Below are 22,354 nucleotides of genomic sequence, written 5' to 3' on the forward strand. Positions count from 1 at the left end.
GAAAAGCCAGGTCACAACTCTTTTCTTGCCAGATTGCGTCCGCTATTTGCCCATGTCAGGCTCGGCAAATGTCACTTTTACATAACATCCGCAGGTTGAATGAAACGCAGACTCTCTTTTCAGGTAAAGCTATTTTTAGCGCTGGTGTGCTTCTCTTGCCTGCTGTTAGTTCTGCTGGGAACGATCCTGTTTCATTTTATTGACCGGCAGCTCCATCACGATCTCGGCCAGCGTGCCCGGGTTCAGGCCAGCCAGATCGCGCTGATGCCGGGTCTGGCGGCAATGGTTGCGGCCAGAGATATCCCCGGCATCGCCCGGTTAATCCAGCCGCTGCGCGCCGAAAGCGATGCCAGCTACATTGTGATTGGCGATACCGAGGAACAGCACCTCTATCATTCGGAATCCCCGGAGCGGATTAATTTACCGATGATCGGCGGAGATAATGCGGAGGTATTAAAGGGCAAAACCATTATTTCCGTGCGCCAGGGCGGGATTGGGGTTTCACTGCGCAGCAAAGCGCCGATCTTTAACGCGCAGCACCAGGTGATTGGTATTGTCTCGGTCGGCTATCTGACCTCCTATATTGCCAATATTAATGCCCGCATTCTCTGGCAGTCCGGGCTGTACGGCGCGGCTCTTCTGCTGCTGCTGTTTATGTTCTCCTGGCTGTTTACCCGCAATCTCAAAAAACAGATGTTCCGACTGGAGCCGAAAGATATCGCTCAGCTGGTTTTGCAGCAGCGCGCGCTATTAGAAGCCATGTATGAGGGGGTATTTGCCGTCAATGAAGAGAAGCAGCTGATTTTAATTAACCGCGCCGCACGAGAAATGCTGGATATTCGGCAAAGTGAGAAAGCGCTGATCGGCAAACCGCTGGAAGACGTTCTGCAGACGTCGCCGGGCTTTTTATCCCAGCGCTACGCCTCGGTGAGCGCTGGCCGCCACGACCAGATTGCCGTGCTGAACCAGCGCGAGGTGATCGTCAACCGGGTGGCGATTGAGGTCGAACCCGGCGTTGAAAGCGGCTGGGTCTACAGCTTTCGCGACAAAAATGACATCAACACCCTCAGCAGCCAGCTCAGTCAGATCAAGCGCTATGCCGATAACCTGCGCATTATGCGCCACGAGCAACTGAACTGGACCGCCACGCTGGTGGGCTTGCTGCAGATGAAACACTATGACGAGGCGATTCGTTACATCCAGGTGCAGTCCGAAGGCGCGCAGCGGGTGCTGGACTTCGTCTCCGCCCGTTTTTCCTCTCCCGCGCTGTGTGGTCTGCTGCTTGGAAAATACGTCAGTGCGCGCGAAAAAGGCATTGAGCTGCTGTTTGACCCCGCCTGCCAGCTCACCCGCATGCCTGCCACGCTCAACGAAACGGAGCTGATGTCCATTATTGGTAACCTGCTGGATAACGCGGTGGACGCGACCCTTAAGGCTCCGGTCCCCGCGCCGGTGGAACTCTACATTTCTGACCGTAACCAGGAGCTGCTGATCGAGGTGGCCGACCGGGGCTGTGGGGTGGAGGATGCGATGAAGCCGCATATTTTCCGCCAGGGATTCAGCAGCAAACCGGAACGTGAAAACGACATTGTGGGCACCGAGCACGGTATTGGCCTGTATCTGGTGGCAGGATATATCGATAAGGCTGGCGGCAGCATTGAGATTGCCGACAACACGCCACAAGGGACTATTTTTTCTGTGTTTATTCCGAATGGGCTAAAGCATGACCCGAGCACTTGATGTTGTGATCGTTGAAGATGAGCCGCACCTGGCGGAGCTGCATCGCGAGTATATCAAGCAGAATTTTCATTTACGCGTGGTGGGTATCGCCGCGTCGATTGAGCAGGCATGTAGCCTGATTCGTCAGCATCAGCCGCGGCTTATCCTGCTGGACAACTATCTTCCGGACGGTAAAGGCGTGGAGCTCATCGATAACCCGCTGCTGAAAAGCTATGAGTGTTCGGTGATCTTCATCACCGCCGCCAGCGATATGCAGACCTGCAGCCACGCCATGCGCAGCGGCGCGTTTGATTACCTCATCAAGCCCGTCTTTTTCCAGCGCCTGCACGCCTCGCTGGAGCGGTTTATGCGCTTCATCCACACCGTGCAGCAGGTGAAGGTGGTCGACCAGCATGCGCTGGATCGCCTGTTTCATCTGCCTGCCGCGGAAGCCTCCGTTACGCCGTCCACAAAGGGCATTGAGCCCCAGACGCTGGAACGCATTAAACGCCTGTTCGCCGAGCATCCCGACAGCGCGATGTCGGTTGAGGAGGTGGTGGAAAACGTGGGGATCAGCAAAACCACGGGGCGCCGCTATCTCGAATACTGCGTGGAAAGCGGGTTAATCAGCGTTGAAATGCTGTACGGCAATATTGGTCATCCTCGCCGGTTATACCGCAAAGCCCCCGATAAACCGTGATCCGCAACCGTTCGTTGGCTAACGTTCGCGGATTTTATGGTGTTAATTGCTGAAACGACGGCGACAATCACACTTCGGAATCATTGCCCTCGCCTCCCTATTGTCGGAGGCGCGCTTTACGCTATGTTGACAATTAGTTCCTAAAATGTAACTAAAAGGTTAACTATAATGTCGAACACGTTCCGAATTTCTCTGCTTACCGCTACCGTACTGTTCTCTGCTTCTGCACTGTCTGCCCTGCCGCAGGGTTATCCTGCTGAGTATCAAAAAGTGGTTGATGCCGCCACGAAAGAGGGCAAGGTTGTCATCTATTCCACCACCGACATCAAAGCTGCCGGGCCGCTGATCCAGGGCTTCGAAAAAACCTACCCGGGCATTAAAGTCGAATACAACGACATGAACAGCACCGAGCTGTACAACCGTTTCATTAGCGAACAGGCTTCCGGCGGCGTGAGCGGCGACGTGGTCTGGAGCTCCTCGATGGACACCGGCCTGAAGCTCGCCACCGACTACGCCATGGAGTACAAATCTCCGGAGCAAAGCCAGCTGCCGAAATGGGCGGTCTGGAAAGATAAGGCCTACGGCACCACCTATGAGCCGGTGGTCTTTATCTACAACAAGCGTCTGATCCCGGCTGGCGACGTGCCGGATTCTCACGCCGCGCTGGCGAAGCTTATCGCCAGCCAGACGGACAAATTCAAGAACAAAGTCACCACCTACGATATCGAAAAATCGGGTCTGGGCTTTATGCTTTCGGTGCAGGATCACAACGCCGATCCGAACTACTTTAAGACCCTGGCCGACGTCGCTAAAGGTGGCCTGTCGGTGCAGTCGTCTACCGGCACCATGATGGAGCGCGTCTCCTCCGGTGAAAACCTGATCGGCTTCAACATCCTCGGTTCTTATGCGGAAGCGCGTGCGAAGAACGATCCGTCACTCGGCATCTCCTATCCGAAGGATTACACCCTGGTGCTGTCGCGCGTGTCGTTCATCAGCCAGCAATCGCAAAACAGCAATGCCGCGAAGCTGTGGCTGGACTATGTGCTGTCTGAACAAGGGCAAAACATTCTGGCCAATCAGGCGGACATCCCCTCCATTCGTAACGATATCGAAGGCAAGAACGATATCGACGGCCTGACCAAAATCCTCGGCAACGCGCTGAAGCCGATCCCGGTTGATGAAACGCTGCTGGAATACCTGCAGCCGAAAAAACGCCTCGAGTACATCAAAGAGTGGCGTACCGCCGCCGGTAAATAAGCGTCTGAGCGCGGCGCTGGCCGCCGCGCTCCCTTATCGACTGAGTTCGTTTTTCTGGGCTGCAATACCAGGGATACCCCATGAATACATTACGCAGAAAGTGGCAAAGCCTGCCGCGAGGCATCGTCGTGCTGATAACCGCCCTGGTTATCTACACGCCGCTGTCGTTTATCGTGATCCAGAGCTTCCTGTCCGCGCCGTTCTTTTCGCCGTCAAAAGAGTGGAGCTTTGAATCATTTGATTTTATTTTCACCGACCCCGATTTTTATAAGGCCCTGAAAAGCGGGTTTATTCTCGCTTTCGGGCTGGTCTTTATCTCTATCCCGCTGGGCGGCGTGCTGGCGTTTCTGATGGTGCGTACCGACCTGCCCGGTCGCCGGCTGATTGAGCCGCTGATCCTGGTCCCGATTTTCGTTTCACCGATGGTGCTGGGCTTCGGCTACGTGGTGGCCGCCGGTCCGGTGGGTTTTCTCTCCCAGTGGGCTGAGGCGCTGATTGGCTTTGTGCCGTGGAACATCTACGACATGTCGAGCATTGTGGTCATAGCCGGCCTGACGCACGTCCCGCACGCCTATCTGTATATCTCGTCAGCGCTGCGCAGCGTGGGCTCGGACGTGGAAGAAGCCGCGCGCACCGCGGGCGCGTCGCCCTGGCAGGTGATGACCTCCGTCAGCCTGCCGATGGTGCGCCCGTCCATTCTCTACGCCACCGTGCTGCTGTTCTTCCTCGGGCTGGAAGTGTTCGGCCTGATGCTGGTCCTCGGCGACCCGGAAGGCAACATGGTGCTGGCGACCTATCTCTATAAGCTGACGAACAAGATGGGTACCCCATCCTATAACCTGATGGCGGCGGTTGCCGTGGTGCTGATCTGCATCACAATCCCGCTGGTGATGCTCCAGCGTCGCCTGATGCGTACTGCCAACCGCTTCGTCACCATGAAGGGCAAGGCCTCGCAGGCCCGCGCGCTACCGCTGGGTAAATGGCGCTGGGTGGCTGGCGCGGTGATTGCCTTCTGGCTCACCGTTACCATCGGCGTTCCGCTGCTCGGCGTGGTGCTGCGCGCGTTTATCTCCAACTGGGGCGTGGGCGTTTCGCTGTGGGACGAGCTTTCTCTGAACACCTTCCGCACCATCTGGGCGCAGCCCAACCTGCTGCGCGCCATCGTCAACTCCATGGCGATTGGCGTCATTGGCGGCGCGCTGGCCGTGGTGTGCTACCTGTTTGTCGGCATTGCCATGCACCGCAAGCCGGATAACACCACGCGTTTCCTGGACTACAGCGTGCTGGTGCCGCGCGCCGTGCCTGGCCTGCTGGCGGGTCTGGCGTTCCTGTGGGTGTTCCTGTTCCTGCCGATGTGGCTGGATAACTCGCTGAAATCCGGCTGGCTTTCCGGGTTTGCCTGGACCGACTGGATGCGTGAAAACGTCATCGTCTGGCTGCGTTCGCTGCGCAGCACCATTTTCAGCGTCTGGCTGGCCTATACCGTGGTGTGGATGGCTTACGGGCTGAGGCTTATCTCTTCCACGCTGCTGCAGGTAGGGCCGGAGCTTGAAGAGGCGGCGCGCAGCACCGGGGCGACGCGCGGGCAGATCACCCGCCACGTCACCATTCCGCTCTCCCGCTACGGTCTTATCGGTTCATGGCTGCTGATGTTCCTGATCTTTGAGCGCGAATACTCAACGGGTGTGTATCTGCTTTCGCCCGGCACGGAAACCATCGGCTCGATGCTGGTTTCCCTCTGGGCCGCGGGTGCCATCGATATCGTGGCGGCGCTCTCTTTCATTAACATCCTGCTTGTCGTGGTAGGTCTGGGCATTGCCCTTCGTTTCGGAGTGAAAATACATGATTGAATTAGCGGTTGACGATCTGCACTTAACCTACGGCGACAATCCTGTTTTAAAAGGTGTCTCCATGAACCTGAAGCGCGGCGAAGTGGTCTCCCTGTTAGGCCCCTCCGGCAGCGGCAAAACCACCCTGCTCCGCGCCGTCGCGGGTCTGGAAAAACCGACCCAGGGGTCGATTGTGATTGGCAACAATAAAGTTTACGACGGCACGCCGCGCAGTGAGGTCCCGGCGGAAGAGCGTAACCTGGGGCTGGTATTCCAGTCCTATGCCCTGTGGCCGCACAAAACCGTGTTTGAGAACGTGGCCTATCCGCTCAAGCTGCGCAAAGTCCCGGCCAAAGAGATCCAGCAGCGCGTGCAGGACGTGCTGGACCAGCTTGGCCTGGGCCATCTTGGCAAACGTCACCCGCACCAGCTCTCCGGCGGGCAGCAGCAGCGCGTGGCGATTGGCCGCGCGCTGGTGTACAACCCGCCGGTGATTTTGCTGGACGAGCCGCTTTCCAACCTCGACGCCAAGCTGCGCGAAGAGGCCCGCGTGTTCCTGCGCGAGCTGATTATCAAGCTCGGGCTATCCGCGCTGATGGTGACGCACGACCAGAACGAAGCGATGTCCATTTCCGACCGCATCCTGCTGCTCAACAACGGCAAAATTGAGCAACAGGGCACGCCGCAGGAGATGTACGGCTCGCCGAAGACGCTGTTTACCGCCGAGTTTATGGGCAGCAACAATCGCCTGCACGGCAAGGTCACCGAAGTGCGCGACGGCAGAGCGCGTATCGAAGGCAAAGGCTGGGTGCTGTGGGGCCAGGCCGGTGAAGGCGTGCAGAGTGGCGCTGACGCCACGGCGGTGATCCGCGTCGAGCGCGTGGCGGTGGTCGAGGGGCCAGGGGAAAATCAGCTTGAGCTACCGCTGCTCACCAGCATGTATCTCGGCGACCGCTGGGAGTACCTGTTCCGCACGGTGGGGGATGATTTTGTCATTCGCGCGTATGGGCATGAGGTGCGGGATCCGCAGCACTGCCATCTTTCGCTGCCGGAGAAGCATGTGTGGGTGTTTCCGAAAGGGTGAATTTAAGAGGAAAAGGCTGCGGGATGCGGCCTTTTTTGCTTTGACAGAGTGAGAGCATGCAATCTACCTCTCAAATGTTACTTTTCCGTTGTCAGCAACGTCTGCACTTGCCTGGTTTACTGAGATTGCGGAATACCTAGGCTGCCGCAGATGGTGGCAGTGGCACGGCCGGTATCGCGCAGGAGTTTCGTGACGGCCATTACGTAATGGCGCCGCAGGCTGCCCCAGCTGTAGGACTCAGGGAAGCGGCTCCGAGCATGCCGGCAACAATACCGAGGAACGAGGCCCTAGTCAGCCAACTGCGGGCAAAGTTGAGGGAAAGCAGGTAGGACCGGGCAGGATTAACCGGGTCTTTACCTCCGGGCAGCATCGGCATGAAATTCTCATTGGGCAGAATGACAGCCAGCGACAGGTTAAGCGCAGGATCATCATCGGGTATCAGGACATTCAGGGCTCGTCCGGGGCGGAAGTCCTCCGGCGCGCTGCGTGAAAAATCGAGGTGAATGATTCCGGAAAGCGTACCGCAGAGAGTCTACTTTTCAAAGGTACATTTTAATAAGTAAAGTAGTTTTCTTCATTTCCAGACTAGGCAAATGGGATGAACACAGCTTTCCAGTGTCTCCACTCTTACGCATGTTCGGAGTCTATTGGCCATGGCGGCACCGGTGGTACGTGAGTTAGCGGTCTGCCGGCTGTCTGAGATACCCGCCATGTTTGTCGGGATAGTGAAATACTGGCCATCGGCTCGCGGGGGTTAAAAAGCGATCCTCATTCAGGAATGGCAATACGCCCGGTAGAGTTACCGGAGATGCCTGAGCGACTGTCCCCCTCGGTGCAGCCGAAGGGGTCAGAAGAAAACGGCTTTCTGAACGTAAGGTGAACTGGGCGTTGTTATTTCCTGAGTATGATATTGTTTACATCAAAGAATTTAACCAGGTCGCGCTGCATTTTACTCCAGGGTTGTTCCATAATGCGGCTGGCATCATGCGTCAGTCCGAAATCGGTGAGCCTCATTTTCAGGTGCAAGAATTCAGTCGTGACACTCTCCTCCTCTTCGTCAATAAACAGGTCTGCATTGTCAGCCAGGATACGGACCAGTTGATTGATTTTTGCGTAGCCAATATTCTGCTGATAGCGTTCTTCAAGTTTAAGGTCACCACACAAATTAAGCGCATTTGGGGTAGTATTGTTAATGCTGACTGAATTAACATCGCGTCCAATCAGGGCCCCATGGCTGTACGAAAATGAGGACAGACTGTCGAAGTTATCAAGATACGGATGAGTATGCGTCCTTATTGTAAAAGGCCGAGCCTGCTTATGCAGACTGTTACAATATTTACAGCTGGGAATATGATTATAAAAAGACAACGCCAGAAAAGGGTATTTATTCTTGGGATAGAAATGGTCCAGGTCAAAATGCAGGATGGGTTTCTTGTCCTTGCCTTTTGAACGCAGTATGACCTTGACCGGATATTCATTGCAATATGGGCAGGTTACAGTGGTGAATTTCAGTTCAATGTATAAAGAGGAACAAAAATCCGAATCACGGTAGGCTTTATAGTTGAAAACTTTATTTTGCAGCAATTCAGAAAAGGCGACATGAGTCCCGCATTTCTCGAAGTCAGCATTGGCCAGGATTGGAGAAAGTGTATCTGCAAGGGCGTCGAGTTCTCGCGGGCCGGAAGTGATCAGTTTTTCCAGTGTTCCGTCATTCAGCAGAGCCTTCATGAGCGCGCTGTGACGACGGGCTGCGGGTCTGGAATAGTGACATGTATGTTCGTGACTTTCGACAATAGTCAGGAATTCCTGGGCCCGCTTTGTGATGGATTTACCCCGCACGGCACCTGCCCCCACCACGTTCTCCTTATTAAGATAGCGCCAGACGGCCTGCGCCTTCTCATTCAGAACCGTATCAGGATCGTAAAATGAATTCGATAAATGATGTCTTATACTAATCATACTGGCCACCCATTATGCCAGCTTGTTGTTGATAAGCATTCAGTTTCTTCTCGATATGATACCGCAGCAGTTTATCTCCAATGATATTGAGCGAAGCAGTCAGGTCGACAATATCTGCATCCATGAGTACCTCCTTGTCCAGTAACCGGATAATGCTGGTCATATAATCTTGCGACAGGTTGCCTGTGCGTTGATTATCTAATTGAAAGGTATTCCGGTAAATATCATAAAGGTTGGCGCCAAACGTTTTTCCACCCTGCTTCGCCTGAGTCAGACCGTTTTTATCTTTTGTCAGCACTGTCAGACACTGGCCGGGTAAATCCGTCACCAGCAGCGGTGAGTGCGTCGTGACGATTATCTGCATTTCTTTATGCGTCAGATGAGGCATGACCCGGACCAGCTTTTCAATAAATTCAACCTGAAGCTGAGGGTGTAAATAGAGATCTCCTTCGTCAATACAGACCAGTGCATCAGTATCTCTGCTGTCGGCAAGGGCATTCCAGACGGAGCTGAAAAGATTAACATAGGCTCTTTGCCCTGAGCTCAGTTCCGCCCATTGCATATTCGCCCTGGGGATAATATGGACTAAAGCCACTATTCCCTCAAATGCCGACAAATTATTTCTCTTTAAAGCGATCGTGAAATTAATCTGATAATTACGATAGCGACGTTCCTCTTTCAAATTGACCATTTCAAACATCTCGTCAATATTTCGTAACAAGGAAAGCATATTTGCCACCGAAGGATGATCATTTTCAAAACCCTTAATAAGCTTTATCATTAACAGGTCTAGGTCAGGTGTAAAGTCATCCTCATCGGACAAATTTTTCTGAAATATGTTGCTTACAGATGCATCCGAATAAAAATCGACATAAATTCGAGCTAATACCCCCAGTTTGATGACCACGCAGGCATGTTCTTTTACACTTATTCTGGCCCTTCGTTTAATAGAGTATATATCCCGAAGTTTTCGAATAACGCTGTTATCTTCATGATTCAGATCTCTGTTCGTATATCGCGACCAGAACTGAGGGTCAATTTTGACTGATGCCCGACGCGGGGAAGGATAGCGCAGATAGCGGAATGCATCAGATTTTATGAAATCGAGATCCTGAATAAACTTGCTTTTGTCATTTTCTTCTTTCCCAAAATACCTTGCCTGCCGGTTAACGGAAATATCTTTGATAGGAGATCCTAAGTTTAAAAAACCGTCATCATAAACATTGGAGAAGAAAATAACATTCAATTGCTCCAAATGAGAGGCACCATGACTGTGCTGAATCTCAAATGACGATATCAGGTTTTTATTGCTGTCCTCAGAGGAATAATAAAAAAGCTCGCCTTCACTCTCGTAAATCAGAATGTAATTACTGTTGAGATCGTCTTTCGCTTTGGTGACTAAGCAAATGAGTTCCAGAAGCGTTGTTTTACCCGTACCATTGGCACCCAGCACACCGGAGATATGTGAAAGGTGTGGTTCGAGCAGACGGCTATCAGGCAATGGGGGCTTTGCGAAACGTGTTAACTGTTTTTTTTCGCTGTCAAAGGCATACTGATATTCACTGCAGAAACTGGCGGATAAATTAGCAAGATTTTTAAAACGATCCACCCACAAAAAACACAGTTTCATCTTGGCTTCCAACCACTTTAAGTTAAATTAGACTCGTCATTTCGACAGTCATGGTGTTATTGCTATAAATATAGAACCTGTAAGAGCTGCATCATTTATGCAATACGATATTGAAGACGCTAAGGCCATTATCTGATGATAATCAATACCACTTTCTTGCTCCCCAGACAAATCAAAAACAGGTAGTCTTCTTATGTCTCATTTGTAGTCGTGGCAGGGATCAGCGCTCACCTGACGATAAGGTTGGGCACGTGCCAGTTAGCCCCTTGTGCTGATGTGTAGTGATCCGCAAACAAAAGTCAGTGTTGACAGATGGACAGGCGAAGGCCTATCGGACAAAAAGACCCTGCGGTACCAAAACGCGATACCGTCCGTGAACGCTATCTATGGATCGTATCGGACCTCACCCGTGTCAGATGTCTGCGACTGACACAGGCGCGTCAATTCTCTCACCGAATCGTTCTTCAGTTCACGTAAAAAAGAACGCATCAGGAAGAGAATATACAAAATTCGGGAGGTGGTCCGGGCGGATACCGGGACTATATTCGCCAACGCATCGCTGATGCCCACCCTTATAAAATTCCAGCAACGGTTATCGCTCGCGAAATCATGGAACAGGGCTATCGTGGTGGTATGACCATCCTGAGAGAGTTCATACGTTCCTTTGCCATACCTCAGGAGCCTGAGCCTGTTGTTCGCTTCGAAACCGAGCCCGGACGGCAGATGCAGGTCGATTGGGGGACCATGCGGAACGGCAAATCCCCGCTTCATTTGTTCGTTGCCGTTCTGGGGTACAGCAGAATGCTGTACATCGAGTTCACCGACAATATGCGCTTCGACACGCTGGAAACCTGTCACCCTAATGCGTTCAGCTTCTTTGGCGGCGTGCCGCGGAAAATACTGTACGACAAATCCAAATGTCTCCATGACACAAAGGCTGGATACTTTATGCCAGAAAAAGTGACATCACTAAATGGTTTAAAAGTGACATCAGAATATTGCAGTTACAAAATTAGTACGCATAACAAAGAATATATTAAATAGCCGTACAATTAGTGAACAGGTGCACTTCAAAACATCAAGTTATCTCCCTTGCGTCAGCCCAAAGCACCATTGTGTAACTGCACTGCTTGTTGCAGTGAGGCGTGTCGCTGAAGGCATCACGTAGCGATATTTGGCGCAGAAAAGTGCTTTTCACCGAGGGCCAGGGCTGACGGTCTAGCAGATCACCAACAGAGCCGGGGATATTTTGAACAGGAGAATGTAAACTGGAAGGATAAAGCAACGGGACACCTACGGGGGCGGGTTGTGAAAGTACTTCCTGTTGTCTTCGACCTTATTGCACGTAAAATGACCAGACACATTTTGGGATGGAGTCTTTAATGGATATTGCGCTGCTCAACAGGGGGTGGAACAGAACATGGTCAGATACCATGGTAAATCTGGAAGCCCGGAAACTCGTCGAAACTGCAAATCGGCTATCAGCATTCTATTTGCAAGATGGGATAACACGTATCAAGTTTGTCGAAGAGATAAGGCAGGTCGTAGAGAAAGAATTTGAAACTGCGCTACGGGCCAAAACCGATGAAGAATGCATTGCATGCATCAAAAATCTGCGTGCCGAAACAGATAATCTGCAAGAACAAGAACGCTTGTTAAGAACCAGAGCCGCCCAACTTTATGCAAAGGTCGAGTTTGTCAGGGAAAACAATAAAATCGTCGGATACGTGATTTCGGCAATTCATATAGTGGTATCTGGAGCAGCATTATTTGGTGGGATGGTTATGATGTCCACTATGACCCCTGTTGGAGTTCTTGCAGGAGCAGTTTTATTTGTTGATGGTATTAACGGTATAACAAAAGAAGCAAGCCATCTTCGCTATGGTGAACAATCCAAATCGGAAGGAATTTTTGCTGATGGCGCAATGGAGACCGCACAATTTATGGGGTTTAGCCCAAAAAGTGGATTAGCTCTTTATAATACGGTGACTCTAGGGACGAGTGTCTATAGTATCTTCGGCTTAGCAAGGAAACCCGGAGCTTGGCGATTATTCCGTTGGCTGCCGCGTGATTACTACCGAAAAGTTGACACAATGAGCAAGCCTAAGCTAACGATGAAAATCGCTGGATATGGTGTCAAAGCGAAAGTCATTTTTGATCTTCTGGCTACTGATAACAGTACTAATTAAGATTTGTTCGCTCTACAGAATCGCCAAGATTTATAAGCAAGTACAGGCGGTTGTATAAAAATTGCAACCGCTGCGCCACAAGAAAGGCCAATAGCACCAGAGAAAACACTCTGCTCAGATGCGAACATCACAAGAAAAATGAATACAGCAAGGCAACCGGATACAACCCACACGGCAAGAATAAATCGCCTGGCCAGGTCCCTGATTGCATTCCCCAACGTTCCACCATAGCTTTCAACGTTGTTCTTTATCTTCTTCAAATCCGATGGTGTAAAGCCAGAACTCAACAAAGCCTCATCAGTAACATCCATATTGTCCTCTCCGCATTTCTTAACTGGCAATGGCACACATAATCATAGAGATGAACTTTACAGTAATCCACTTGATGTTTGTGCAATGTATTAGATTTCAGACAATAGAAGCCATAAAGCCCCGTTAGTGGTACAAGCAACAAGCGGAGCATAGCGACTGCATCAGGCCAACCTAGTTGGTTTCGCTTTGCGAAAGTCACCAGTGACCAAATCAGATTGTCAGAGGGATCACACCTTATCAGGGTGCTCGTGTACCTTTCGGAGCGTGAGCGAAGCGCTGGAAGGGCCTGCATATCGTGTGCAGGTACGTTTACCACTATACACCTGTTTACGCAGCCACAAGGCCGCACATCGGGCTTAAATGCGTATGATCAATCTGTTCGGGAGTTATGCCAGATATGCGGCTTTTTGTTCGTTGTTTTGCTGTCGCGGTAAGAACCTGGAACCACCGCCAGCGTGATGATGTGCTCCCTTGTACCACAGACCAATCACGCGACAGGTGCGGGCGTAGAACAATGGGTAGTTTAAGTTGTACCTGCTAAAGCGGGCAACGTAACTGACTGATAAATAATAACTTGTTGATTTGTCAGGAGATTGGAGCGGGCGAAGGGAATCGAACCCTCGTATAGAGCTTGGGAAGCTCTCGTTCTACCATTGAACTACGCCCGCTTTGAGGTGCGTAAGGCATTATAGACCTTACGCACCTTCATACAAGCCTCTTCAAAACTAACCGGCGATTAAATAATCACTTAGCACTTCGGTTTGCTGCCGGGCGCAGGAAGATAGCGCTGCGGATCGATGGCCGTCGCCTTATAGCGGATCTGGAAATGCAGCTTCACTGAATCCGTACCGGTGCTGCCCATGGTGGCAATCTTCTGCCCGGCTTTGACGTTCTGCCCGTTGTTGACCAGCATCGTGTCGTTGTGCGCATAGGCCGTGATGTAGTCTTCGCCATGCTTAATCATGATCAGGTTACCGTAGCCACGCAGCTGGTTACCGACGTAAACCACCTTCCCGGCCCCGGAGGCATAAACCGGCGTACCGCGCGCAGCGGCGATATCAATACCCTTGTTGCCACCTTCAGAGAGTGAGTAAGGGGCGACCACTTTACCGCTGGCAGGCCAAATCCAGCAGCGCTGTCCAACCGGCGGCCATGACGATTGCGGCACCTGATAGGACGGCGTCACTTTGGCGGTTTTGCCTTTCGAAGAGGACTTTTTACCCGCGGACGATCCGCCGCTAACCTTCAGCTGCTGCCCCACCTCGATGGTGTAGGGCGGCGAGAGGTTATTCAGCCGCGCCAGATCCTTCACGCTGGTTCCCGTTGCGCGCGAAATCCGGTACAGGGTGTCCCCGCGTTTGACGGTGTAGACCGAACCGGAATAGCTTCCCGTATCCGAAGATTTGCTCCCTGAACAGCCCGCCAGTAATAGCGTCAGCGTCAGGCAAACAATAGCGGTAAGGGGTTTTCTCGTCAGGCTTCCTGCAAACAAAACAGATCCTCGGTCAGCGTGAATGGCGCACTATGATAACAGCCAAAACGAACAGGGGTCATGCCCTTTTCCGCTCTACGAGCCAAACCGTTCGTATAAGAATGCAGTATAATGCTTCGGCTGATGGTGCTGAACCACTCGGCAATTTGGCACTGGAGCATCAATGAGTATTCAAGAACACGTTATTTTGGTAAACGACCAGGGAATGGTGATTGGCACTCAGGAAAAATATGCCGCGCACACGTTACATACCCCGCTGCATCTGGCGTTCTCTTCCTGGCTTTTTAACGCAAAAGGCGAGTGTCTGATCACCCGACGCGCCTTAAGCAAAAAAGCCTGGCCCGGCGTCTGGACCAACTCCGTGTGCGGCCACCCGCAGTCAGGTGAAGAAACAGTCCAGGCGATAATCCGCCGCTGCCGCTTTGAAGTGGGCGCAGAACTGACCGATATCACCGCCGTCGCCCCTGAATTTCGCTATCGGGAAACCGACCCGTCCGGGATCGTGGAAAACGAAATTTGCCCGGTATTCGCCGCCCGCATCACCAATGACGTGACGATAAACGAAGATGAAGTGATGGACTATCAGTGGGTTGAGCTGGACGCTCTATTCCGCGCGCTGGACGCGACGCCCTGGGCCTTTAGCCCGTGGATGGTCATGGAAGCGACAACCGCCCGCGAAAAACTCAAAGCCTTCGCGGCGCAATAAAAAAGCCCCTTTCGGGGCTTTTTTTACATCTTAACGCCTTACTTCACCGGGCGCATCGCCGGGAACAGGATCACGTCGCGGATGGTGTGGCTGTTGGTGAACAGCATCACCATACGGTCGATACCAATCCCCAGACCCGCCGTTGGCGGCAGGCCGTGCTCCAGCGCGGTCACGTAGTCTTCGTCGAAGAACATCGCTTCGTCGTCGCCTGCCGCTTTCGCATCAACCTGATCCTGGAAGCGCTGAGCCTGGTCTTCCGCATCGTTCAGCTCGCTAAAGCCGTTGCCGATTTCACGGCCGCCGATGAAGAATTCGAAGCGGTCAGTGATCTCCGGATTCTGGTCATTACGACGCGCCAGCGGAGAGACTTCCGCCGGGTATTCGGTGATGAAGGTCGGCTGAATCAGGTGCGCTTCGGCCACTTCTTCGAAGATCTCGGTCACGATACGGCCCAGACCCCAGCTCTTCTCAACCTTGATACCGATGCTTTCGGCGATCGCTTTCGCAGAATCGAAGTTATCCAGATCGGCCATGTTGGTTTCCGGACGGTATTTCTTGATCGCTTCGCGCATGGTCAGTTTTTCGAACGGCTTGCCGAAGTCGAAGACTTCTTCACCGTAAGGAACTTGCGTGGTGCCCAGAATATCCTGCGCCAGCGTACGGAACAGGGATTCGGTCAGCTCGATCAGATCTTTGTAATCCGCATACGCCATATAGAGTTCCATCATGGTGAACTCTGGGTTATGACGAACGGAGATACCTTCGTTACGGAAGTTACGGTTGATCTCGAACACGCGGTCAAAACCACCAACCACCAGACGCTTCAGGTACAGTTCCGGCGCGATACGCAGGTACATGTCCAGGTCCAGGGCGTTGTGATGGGTGATGAACGGACGCGCAGACGCGCCGCCAGGGATCACCTGCATCATCGGGGTTTCCACTTCCATAAAGTCGCGGTTCACCATGAACTGGCGGATACCGGCCATAATCTGGGAGCGAATTTTGAAGGTCTTGCGGGATTCATCGTTAGAGATGAGATCCAGGTAGCGCTGACGGTAGCGCGCTTCCTGATCCTGCAGGCCGTGGAATTTGTCCGGCAGCGGGCGCAGGGCTTTGGTCAGCAGACGCAGCTCGGTGCAGTGGATAGACAGTTCACCGGTTTTGGTTTTGAACAGTTTACCTTTTGCGCCCAGGATATCGCCCAGGTCCCACTTCTTGAACTGCTCGTTGTAGATGCCTTCCGGCAGATCGTCACGGGAAACGTACAGCTGAATACGGCCGCCAACGTCCTGCAGGGTCACGAAGGAGGCTTTACCCATGATACGACGGGTCATCATGCGGCCCGCAACGGCCACTTCAACGTTCAGCGCTTCCAGCTCTTCGTTCTCTTTCGCGTCGAAGTCAGCGTGCAGTTGGTCTGAGGTGTGGTCACGACGAAAATCGTTCGGGAACGGCACGCCCTGCTCGCGCAGCGCTGCCAGCTTCTCGCGGCGGGTTTTCAGTTCGTTGTTAAGATCGACTACCGCGTCAGCGCCCTGTGCTTGTTGTTCAGACATGTTGGTTCCTCATAACCCTGCTTTCAAACTTGCTTCGATAAATTGGTCCAGGCTGCCGTCCAGCACCGCCTGCGTGTTACGGGTTTCAACCCCGGTACGCAGGTCTTTGATGCGGGAGTCATCAAGGACGTAAGAACGGATCTGGCTGCCCCAGCCGATGTCAGACTTGTTGTCTTCCATCGCCTGTTTCTCAGCATTTTTCTTCTGCATCTCCAGCTCATAAAGCTTCGCTTTCATCTGCTTCATGGCCTGGTCTTTGTTCTTATGCTGGGAACGGTCGTTCTGGCATTGCGTTACCAGCCCGGTTGGAATGTGGGTAATACGCACCGCCGATTCCGTACGGTTAACGTGCTGGCCGCCCGCGCCGGATGCGCGATAAACGTCGATACGCAGGTCCGCCGGGTTGATTTCGATATCGATATCTTCATCAACTTCCGGGTAAACAAACGCGGAGCTGAAGGAGGTATGACGACGGCCGCCGGAGTCGAACGGGCTCTTACGCACCAGGCGGTGAACGCCGGTTTCAGTGCGCAGCCAGCCGTAGGCGTAATCACCGATGATCTTGATGGTGACGGATTTAATACCGGCCACTTCACCTTCAGACTCTTCGATAATTTCAGTTTTAAAGCCGCGCGCTTCGGCCCAGCGCAGATACATACGCATCAGCATGCTGGCCCAGTCCTGCGCTTCGGTACCGCCAGAACCTGCCTGAATATCGAGATAGCAGTCAGCGCTGTCGTATTCGCCGGAGAACATGCGACGGAATTCAAGCTGCGCCAGCTTCTCTTCCAGCACGTCGAGTTCTGCTACGGCTTCGTTAAAGGTTTCTTCGTCGTCGGCTTCGACGGCCAGCTCCAGCAAACCGGAAACATCTTCCAGCCCCTGGGCCATTTGATCCAGCGTATCTACGATAGCTTCGAGAGAGGAACGCTCTTTACCCAGCGCCTGTGCGCGTTCAGGTTCGTTCCAGACGTCCGGCTGTTCCAGCTCGGCGTTTACTTCTTCAAGACGCTCTTTCTTGGCATCGTAGTCAAAGATACCCCCTAAGAACGTCAGAGCGCTCCGTGAGGTCCTGAATACGGTTTTTTACCGGATTAATTTCAAACATGGTCTGTTTTCTTTTATGGACTTGTCAAAATGCGGTGATAAGAGCGGGATTGTACCGAATCCACGCCCTTTTTTATAGAGATTACTGCCGCTAAATTGGCCAGATATTGTCGATGATGATCTGAAGGGTGCGGTTACCGCGAAACTCGTTGATGTCCAGTTTGTACGCCAGCTCGACCTCGCGTACGCCGTTGTCCGGCCATACCGCCGTGTCAACGTTAAAGGCAATACCGTCCAGCAGCGGGCCGCCGCCGACCGGCTCAACCATCACCTTCAGATGACGTTCGCCGACGATGCGTTGCTGCAGCAGGCGGAAACGGCCGTCGAACAACGGCTCCGGGAACATCTGCCCCCATGGACCGGCATCGCGGAGCATTTGCGCCACGTCCATCGTCATCTCAAGCGGTGAAAGCTCGCCATCGGACACCACTTCACCCTGCAGCAGGGCCGGGTCAATCCAGTCGGTGACCAGCTCGCCGAACAGGCGCTGGAACTCGTCGAATTTCGCCTCTTCCAGCGACAGGCCAGCCGCCATCGCATGGCCGCCGAACTTGATCATCAGGCCCGGATACAGCGTATCGAGACGCTCCAGCGCGTCGCGCATGTGCAGACCCTGAATCGAGCGGCCAGAGCCTTTCAGCGTGCCGTCGCCCGCGGGGGCGAAGGCGATCACCGGGCGGTGGAAGCGCTCTTTGATGCGCGACGCCAGAATGCCGACCACGCCCTGATGCCACTCGGGATGGTACATCGCCAGGCCGCCCGGCAGCGTATCGCCGCTGCGCTCCAGTTTTTCAAACAGGGTCAGCGCTTCGGCCTGCATCCCCTGCTCAATCTCTTTACGTGTCTGGTTCAGGGCGTCCAGCTCGTTGGCCAGCACGCGCGCTTCACCGATGTTGTCGCACAGTAGCAGCGCGACGCCAACGGACATATCGTCCAGTCTTCCGGCCGCGTTCAGGCGCGGCCCAAGGGCAAAGCCCAAATCGCTTGCCGCCAGCTTGAGCGGGTCGCGGTTGGCGATTTCCAGCAGCGCCTTGATCCCCGGACGGCACTTGCCTGCCCGAATACGGCTTAAGCCCTGCCAGGTCAAAATACGGTTATTGGTATCGAGCGGGACCACGTCAGCGACGGTACCCAGTGCCACCAGATCGAGATATTCGGCCAGGTTCGGTACGGCAATACCGCGGGATTCGAACCAGCCCTTGTCGCGTAACAAGGTACGCAGCGCCAGCATCAGATAAAACGCCACGCCTACGCCCGCAAGGGATTTCGACGGAAAATCACAGTCGCGCAGGTTGGGGTTAATAATCGCCTCGGCGGCAGGCAGCGTTTCACCGGGGAGATGGTGATCGGTAACCAGCACCGGGATCCCCAGCGCGTGGGCATGATCGACCCCCGCATGGGAAGAGATCCCGTTATCGACGGTCATGATCATCTGCGCACCGCGGGCGTGGGCCTGATCGACCACTTCCGGGCTGAGGCCGTAGCCGTCTTCAAAACGGTTCGGCACCAGATACGTAACGTTATCGCAGCCCAGCGCGCGCAGGCTGAGCACGCTCAGCGCGGTGCTGGTGGCGCCGTCGGCGTCGAAATCCCCTACTACCACAATACGCGTGTTCTCACGCAGGGCGTTGTAGAGCATTTCAGTGGCTTTTTCGATGCCGTTCAGTTGCTGCCAGGGCAGCATCCCTTTCACGCTGCGTTCAAGATCTTCAGCGCGACGCACGCCGCGGCTGGCGTAGAGGCGCTTCAGCAGCGGCGGGAGATCGTCCGGTAAATCAACCGGTTCAACCGCCTCGCGGCGGCGCAATTTTATCGGGGCTTTCACGCGGATTATTTACCACTAACCTGTTTCTGGTGCGCGTCGAGGAACTCTTTCATCTCTTTTGGTCCCTGATAGCCCGGAACGACATACCCGTTGCTCAGGACAATTGCTGGCGTACCGCTCACGCCAAACTGCACGCCCAGCGCGTAGTGGTTAGCAATGTCGATATCGCAGGAGGCTGGCTTAACCTCTTTTCCGCTCATCGCATCATCAAAGGCTTTGTTGCGGTCTTTCGCACACCAGATGGCCTTCATGTCCTGCTCTGGCTGGCTCTGTACGCCCGCGCGCGGGAAGGCCAGATAGCGCACGGTAATACCCAGCGCGTTGTAATCTTTCATCTCTTCATGCAGCTTGTGGCAGTAGCCGCAGGTGATGTCGGTGAAGACGGTAATGACGTGTTTTTCCTGCGCCGCCTTATAAACGATCATCTCTTTTTCGAGCGCGTTCAGGTTTTTCATCAGCAGCTGGTTGGTCACGTTGACCGGCTGCGCGCCGCTCACGTCGTACATTGGCCCCTGAATAATGTGTTTTCCGTCTTCGGTGACGTACAGCACGCCGCTGTTGGTCAGTACCGTTTTCATCCCAGCGACCGGTGCTGGCTGAATATCGCTGCCGGTGACGCCAAGCTTAGCGAGCGACTGTTTGATAGCGGCGTCGTCAGCATGGGCGAAACCGGTAAAGGAGGCTGCCAGCAGGGTGAACAGCGCGAAACTCTTTTTCATAGTTGATCCTGTTACAATTCGTCGGCACTCACGCACGAGGGTGGTGCTGTTGGTGTAGCTGCCGCAGGCGTTCCGTCGCGACATGGGTGTAAATTTGCGTCGTGGAAAGATCGCTATGTCCCAGCAGCATCTGCACCACGCGTAAATCCGCGCCGTGGTTGAGCAGATGCGTCGCGAAGGCATGACGCAATACGTGCGGCGAAAGCTTTTCACTGTCGATACCGGCCAGTGTGGCGTAATGCTTGATGCGATGCCAGAACGTTTGCCGCGTCATCTGCTGTGCGCGCTGGCTCGGAAACAGAACGTCGATAGATGCGCCGTTGAGCAGCCACGGGCGACCGTGCTCCAGATACGTTTCCAGCCAGTAAACCGCCTCTTCGCCCAGCGGAACCAGCCTTTCCTTGTTTCCTTTACCGATGACGCGCACCACGCCCTGACGCAGGCTGATGTCGCTCATCGTCAGGCCAACCAGTTCCGAAACGCGCAGGCCGGTAGCATACAATAGCTCAAGCATGGCTTTATCGCGTAACTCCAGCGGCAGGTCAACTGCCGGTGACTGTAATAATCTCTCAACTTGTGCTTCGCTGAGATCTTTCGGCAGCCGCTGCGGAAGTTTTGGGGATGCCAGCAGCGCGCTGGGATCGTCTTCGCGGATCTTCTCACGGTAGAGATGCTGGAACAGCCGACGCATGGCGCTGAGCAAGCGCGCAGAACTGGTCGCTTTGTAGCCCCCTTCTACACGTTCACCGAGCAGCGCCTGCAGGTCGTCGCTTTGCGCGCTCGCCAGCGAGAGCTGCCGACGGGCCAGCCACTCCACCAGCATGGTAAGATCGCGCCGATAGGCGCTGAGCGTATTCTCGGCCAGATTTTTTTCCAGCCACAGCGCGTCGAGAAACTGTTCAACGAGTGCGAGATCCTTTTCCACATCAGCCCCTTTGATTCTGCAGTCAGGTCATTATGCCTGATTGTGACCTGTTTCTGGTACACTACGCGCAAAGTCAACGCAAGAATTGAGATAGTTACGCGATGAATATTGGTCTGTTCTATGGTTCCAGCACCTGCTACACCGAAATGGCGGCAGAGAAAATTCGCGACATCATTGGCCCGGAACTGGTGACGTTGCATAACCTGAAAGATGACGCGGTCGCGCTGATGGAACAGTACGATGTGCTGATCCTCGGCATCCCAACCTGGGACTTTGGTGAGATACAGGAAGACTGGGAAGCCATCTGGGATCAACTCGATTCAGTCAATCTCGACGGCAAGATTGTTGCCATGTACGGGATGGGAGATCAGCTGGGTTACGGGGAGTGGTTCCTGGACGCGCTCGGCATGCTGCACGACAAGCTGGCGCCGAAAGGGGTGTCGTTCATCGGCTACTGGCCAACCGAAGGTTACGAGTTCACCAGTAAAAAGCCGATTATTGCCGACGGCGAGCTGTTTGTTGGGCTCGCGCTGGATGAAACCAACCAGTACGATCTTAGCGATGAACGCCTGCAAAACTGGTGCGAGCAGATTCTGGGCGAAATGGCAGAAAAGTTTAGCTAACGCCTATTACCCCTGCGTCGTCTGTTGCAACAGCATCCGGCGCAGGTCTCGCCACTCGGCAGCATCCATACTGTCAGCCGCCAGCCAAAGATGCTGGCAACGCCCGCCGTCCACCTTGCGTAACCGTAACATCATGCCGCAGTTGAGCATCCAGGGCATACCGAGAATATCCCACTCTTTTCCCTGCCAGCGCAGGCGGGAATCCATCAGTAGCTTGATCTCTCCCTGACGGGCATTAATGCGACGCTGGCTGCGTACGCTGTCAAACACGACAAACGAGAGTAACAGCAGCCACAGCGGCGTATAGCTCAGCGGCCACGGCATCAGTAACACAAAGGCCGCAACCAGGCCGTGGAGCAACAAAGACATCCACTGCGAGCGCCACGAAACGCGAAGATCAGATTGCCACAGGACCACGTTCCCGATTCCGTGTTTGAATTAATTGCACCATCCGTTGCAACTCGGTGTCGGCGGGTTTGCCGTGGTTCATCAGCCAGTTGAATAAATCCGGATCGTCAGACTCAAGCAGGCGAACAAACAGACGCTTATCATCGTCGCTTAAGGTGTCATACTCATATTCGAAGAAAGGCATGATGGAAATATCAAGTTCACGCATGCCGCGACGGCACGCCCAGTGAATACGGGCCTTGTTGTTAATATCCATGTTCAGTTTCCTGCATTACGTTTGGCACAGTCGGTACCCCATTCAGTATTCTTTATTT

Annotated in this window: 19 protein-coding genes, 1 tRNA gene and 2 pseudogenes; 9 read left to right on the forward strand and 13 right to left on the reverse strand. The window is 53.7% G+C overall.

Annotated elements, in window-relative coordinates:
* The first annotated feature begins 99 nt into the window (after positions 1–99).
* The 5 genes from KGP25_RS19855 to KGP25_RS19875 all read left to right on the forward strand — a co-directional run bounded on the left by KGP25_RS19855 (position 100) and on the right by KGP25_RS19875 (position 6,589).
* Positions 100–1,740 carry a sensor histidine kinase gene (locus KGP25_RS19855; RefSeq protein WP_045909905.1) on the forward strand — a complete coding sequence of 547 codons (1,641 nt, stop codon included), beginning with the start codon at positions 100–102 and terminating at the stop codon, positions 1,738–1,740.
* Positions 1,724–2,419 (forward strand): response regulator, encoded by a 696-nt coding sequence (locus KGP25_RS19860; RefSeq protein ID WP_223539524.1) that lies wholly within the window; start codon positions 1,724–1,726, stop codon positions 2,417–2,419. The genes KGP25_RS19855 and KGP25_RS19860 overlap by 17 nt, the downstream gene beginning before the upstream one ends.
* 168 nt (positions 2,420–2,587) lie before the next feature.
* The gene (locus KGP25_RS19865; RefSeq protein ID WP_048224731.1) at positions 2,588–3,676 is read left to right on the forward strand and encodes an ABC transporter substrate-binding protein; all 1,089 of its coding nucleotides are present in this window, start codon (positions 2,588–2,590) and stop codon (positions 3,674–3,676) included.
* 80 nt (positions 3,677–3,756) lie between these two features.
* Positions 3,757–5,526 (forward strand): iron ABC transporter permease, encoded by a 1,770-nt coding sequence (locus KGP25_RS19870; RefSeq protein WP_023294491.1) that lies wholly within the window; start codon positions 3,757–3,759, stop codon positions 5,524–5,526.
* Entirely contained in the window at positions 5,519–6,589 is a 1,071-nt protein-coding gene (locus tag KGP25_RS19875; RefSeq protein ID WP_021242036.1) for an ABC transporter ATP-binding protein, read from the forward strand. Before KGP25_RS19870 ends, KGP25_RS19875 begins: the two co-directional genes overlap by 8 nt.
* 149 nt (positions 6,590–6,738) lie before the next feature.
* Here the strand turns inward: KGP25_RS19875 and KGP25_RS19880 are convergent.
* The 3 genes and pseudogenes from KGP25_RS19880 to KGP25_RS19890 form a co-directional block, all read right to left on the reverse strand.
* Positions 6,739–6,995 (reverse strand): annotated as a pseudogene (locus KGP25_RS19880) (integrase); the annotation flags it as partial.
* 485 nt (positions 6,996–7,480) lie between these two features.
* Positions 7,481–8,557: a hypothetical protein gene (locus KGP25_RS19885; protein ID WP_223539525.1), complete on the reverse strand. Its 1,077-nt coding sequence runs from the start codon at positions 8,555–8,557 to the stop codon at positions 7,481–7,483.
* The gene (locus tag KGP25_RS19890) at positions 8,541–10,178 is read right to left on the reverse strand and encodes an AAA family ATPase (RefSeq protein WP_223539526.1); all 1,638 of its coding nucleotides are present in this window, start codon (positions 10,176–10,178) and stop codon (positions 8,541–8,543) included. The genes KGP25_RS19885 and KGP25_RS19890 overlap by 17 nt, the downstream gene beginning before the upstream one ends.
* Positions 10,179–10,709: 531 nt before the next feature.
* Between KGP25_RS19890 and KGP25_RS19895 the strand changes: the two are divergent.
* Both KGP25_RS19895 and KGP25_RS19900 read left to right on the forward strand, forming a co-directional pair.
* Positions 10,710–11,087, forward strand: a pseudogene (locus KGP25_RS19895) (DDE-type integrase/transposase/recombinase); the annotation flags it as partial.
* Between the two features lie 473 nt (positions 11,088–11,560).
* Positions 11,561–12,367 (forward strand): DUF4225 domain-containing protein, encoded by an 807-nt coding sequence (locus KGP25_RS19900; RefSeq protein ID WP_223539527.1) that lies wholly within the window; start codon positions 11,561–11,563, stop codon positions 12,365–12,367.
* Here the strand turns inward: KGP25_RS19900 and KGP25_RS19905 are convergent.
* The 3 genes from KGP25_RS19905 to actS form a co-directional block, all read right to left on the reverse strand.
* Positions 12,364–12,678 (reverse strand): hypothetical protein, encoded by a 315-nt coding sequence (locus tag KGP25_RS19905; protein ID WP_015673660.1) that lies wholly within the window; start codon positions 12,676–12,678, stop codon positions 12,364–12,366. The two genes, KGP25_RS19900 and KGP25_RS19905, sit on opposite strands and share 4 nt — an antisense overlap.
* A 595-nt stretch (positions 12,679–13,273) precedes the next feature.
* Positions 13,274–13,347: transfer RNA gene (locus KGP25_RS19910), tRNA-Gly, on the reverse strand.
* 80 nt (positions 13,348–13,427) lie between these two features.
* The gene (actS, locus tag KGP25_RS19915; RefSeq protein WP_048029126.1) at positions 13,428–14,171 is read right to left on the reverse strand and encodes an amidase activator ActS; all 744 of its coding nucleotides are present in this window, start codon (positions 14,169–14,171) and stop codon (positions 13,428–13,430) included.
* Between the two features lie 163 nt (positions 14,172–14,334).
* Here actS and idi point away from each other — a divergent pair, with 163 nt between their 5' ends.
* The gene (gene idi, locus KGP25_RS19920) at positions 14,335–14,877 is read left to right on the forward strand and encodes an isopentenyl-diphosphate Delta-isomerase (protein ID WP_039265495.1); all 543 of its coding nucleotides are present in this window, start codon (positions 14,335–14,337) and stop codon (positions 14,875–14,877) included.
* A 38-nt stretch (positions 14,878–14,915) separates the two neighbouring features.
* On the opposite strand, the gene lysS is transcribed toward idi, so the two are convergent.
* From lysS to xerD, 5 genes are all read right to left on the reverse strand, one after another.
* Positions 14,916–16,433 (reverse strand): lysine--tRNA ligase, encoded by a 1,518-nt coding sequence (lysS, locus tag KGP25_RS19925; protein WP_021242046.1) that lies wholly within the window; start codon positions 16,431–16,433, stop codon positions 14,916–14,918.
* A 9-nt stretch (positions 16,434–16,442) separates the two neighbouring features.
* Positions 16,443–17,541, reverse strand: a protein-coding gene (gene prfB, locus KGP25_RS19930) for a peptide chain release factor 2 (RefSeq protein WP_095908218.1) whose coding sequence is annotated in 2 segments (ribosomal slippage) — positions 16,443–17,465 and positions 17,467–17,541 — 1,098 coding nt in all. Because the reading frame shifts where the segments join, the coding sequence is not laid out codon by codon here.
* A 90-nt stretch (positions 17,542–17,631) separates the two neighbouring features.
* On the reverse strand, positions 17,632–19,365 hold the full coding sequence (recJ, locus tag KGP25_RS19935; RefSeq protein WP_223539528.1) for a single-stranded-DNA-specific exonuclease RecJ: 1,734 nt from the start codon (positions 19,363–19,365) through the stop codon (positions 17,632–17,634).
* Between the two features lie 5 nt (positions 19,366–19,370).
* Positions 19,371–20,084 carry a bifunctional protein-disulfide isomerase/oxidoreductase DsbC gene (gene dsbC / locus KGP25_RS19940; protein WP_023333302.1) on the reverse strand — a complete coding sequence of 238 codons (714 nt, stop codon included), beginning with the start codon at positions 20,082–20,084 and terminating at the stop codon, positions 19,371–19,373.
* A 28-nt stretch (positions 20,085–20,112) separates the two neighbouring features.
* The gene (gene xerD, locus KGP25_RS19945; RefSeq protein ID WP_008499709.1) at positions 20,113–21,009 is read right to left on the reverse strand and encodes a site-specific tyrosine recombinase XerD; all 897 of its coding nucleotides are present in this window, start codon (positions 21,007–21,009) and stop codon (positions 20,113–20,115) included.
* Positions 21,010–21,110: 101 nt separating this feature from the next.
* On the opposite strand from xerD, the gene fldB reads away from it, so the two are divergent.
* Complete coding sequence (gene fldB / locus KGP25_RS19950) at positions 21,111–21,632, forward strand: flavodoxin FldB (RefSeq protein WP_045909912.1); 522 nt, start codon at positions 21,111–21,113, stop codon at positions 21,630–21,632.
* Between the two features lie 6 nt (positions 21,633–21,638).
* Here the strand turns inward: fldB and KGP25_RS19955 are convergent, their stop codons facing one another.
* Together KGP25_RS19955 and sdhE are read right to left on the reverse strand one after the other, a co-directional pair.
* Complete coding sequence (locus tag KGP25_RS19955; protein ID WP_021242050.1) at positions 21,639–22,049, reverse strand: protein YgfX; 411 nt, start codon at positions 22,047–22,049, stop codon at positions 21,639–21,641.
* A complete protein-coding gene (gene sdhE, locus KGP25_RS19960) occupies positions 22,030–22,296 on the reverse strand; it encodes an FAD assembly factor SdhE (RefSeq protein ID WP_006178375.1) in 267 nt (88 codons plus the stop codon). The genes KGP25_RS19955 and sdhE overlap by 20 nt, the downstream gene beginning before the upstream one ends.
* Between the last annotated feature and the right edge of the window lie 58 nt (positions 22,297–22,354).

Source organism: Enterobacter sp. JBIWA003 (assembly GCF_019968825.1).
Taxonomy (GTDB): Bacteria; Pseudomonadota; Gammaproteobacteria; order Enterobacterales; family Enterobacteriaceae; genus Enterobacter; species Enterobacter quasiroggenkampii.

Bases quoted from the DNA above. Each gene is read 5' to 3' on its own strand.
- KGP25_RS19890 (WP_223539526.1), bottom strand. From the start codon at position 10,178: ATGAAACTGTGTTTTTTGTGGGTGGATCGTTTTAAAAATCTTGCTAAT.
- lysS (WP_021242046.1), bottom strand. From the start codon at position 16,433: ATGTCTGAACAACAAGCACAGGGCGCTGACGCGGTAGTCGATCTTAAC.
- dsbC (WP_023333302.1), bottom strand. From the start codon at position 20,084: ATGAAAAAGAGTTTCGCGCTGTTCACCCTGCTGGCAGCCTCCTTTACC.
- KGP25_RS19900 (WP_223539527.1), top strand. From the start codon at position 11,561: ATGGATATTGCGCTGCTCAACAGGGGGTGGAACAGAACATGGTCAGAT.
- KGP25_RS19865 (WP_048224731.1), top strand. From the start codon at position 2,588: ATGTCGAACACGTTCCGAATTTCTCTGCTTACCGCTACCGTACTGTTC.
- KGP25_RS19870 (WP_023294491.1), top strand. From the start codon at position 3,757: ATGAATACATTACGCAGAAAGTGGCAAAGCCTGCCGCGAGGCATCGTC.
- fldB (WP_045909912.1), top strand. From the start codon at position 21,111: ATGAATATTGGTCTGTTCTATGGTTCCAGCACCTGCTACACCGAAATG.
- KGP25_RS19855 (WP_045909905.1), top strand. From the start codon at position 100: ATGAAACGCAGACTCTCTTTTCAGGTAAAGCTATTTTTAGCGCTGGTG.
- KGP25_RS19905 (WP_015673660.1), bottom strand. From the start codon at position 12,678: ATGGATGTTACTGATGAGGCTTTGTTGAGTTCTGGCTTTACACCATCG.
- idi (WP_039265495.1), top strand. From the start codon at position 14,335: ATGAGTATTCAAGAACACGTTATTTTGGTAAACGACCAGGGAATGGTG.
- KGP25_RS19875 (WP_021242036.1), top strand. From the start codon at position 5,519: ATGATTGAATTAGCGGTTGACGATCTGCACTTAACCTACGGCGACAAT.
- KGP25_RS19860 (WP_223539524.1), top strand. From the start codon at position 1,724: ATGACCCGAGCACTTGATGTTGTGATCGTTGAAGATGAGCCGCACCTG.
- sdhE (WP_006178375.1), bottom strand. From the start codon at position 22,296: ATGGATATTAACAACAAGGCCCGTATTCACTGGGCGTGCCGTCGCGGC.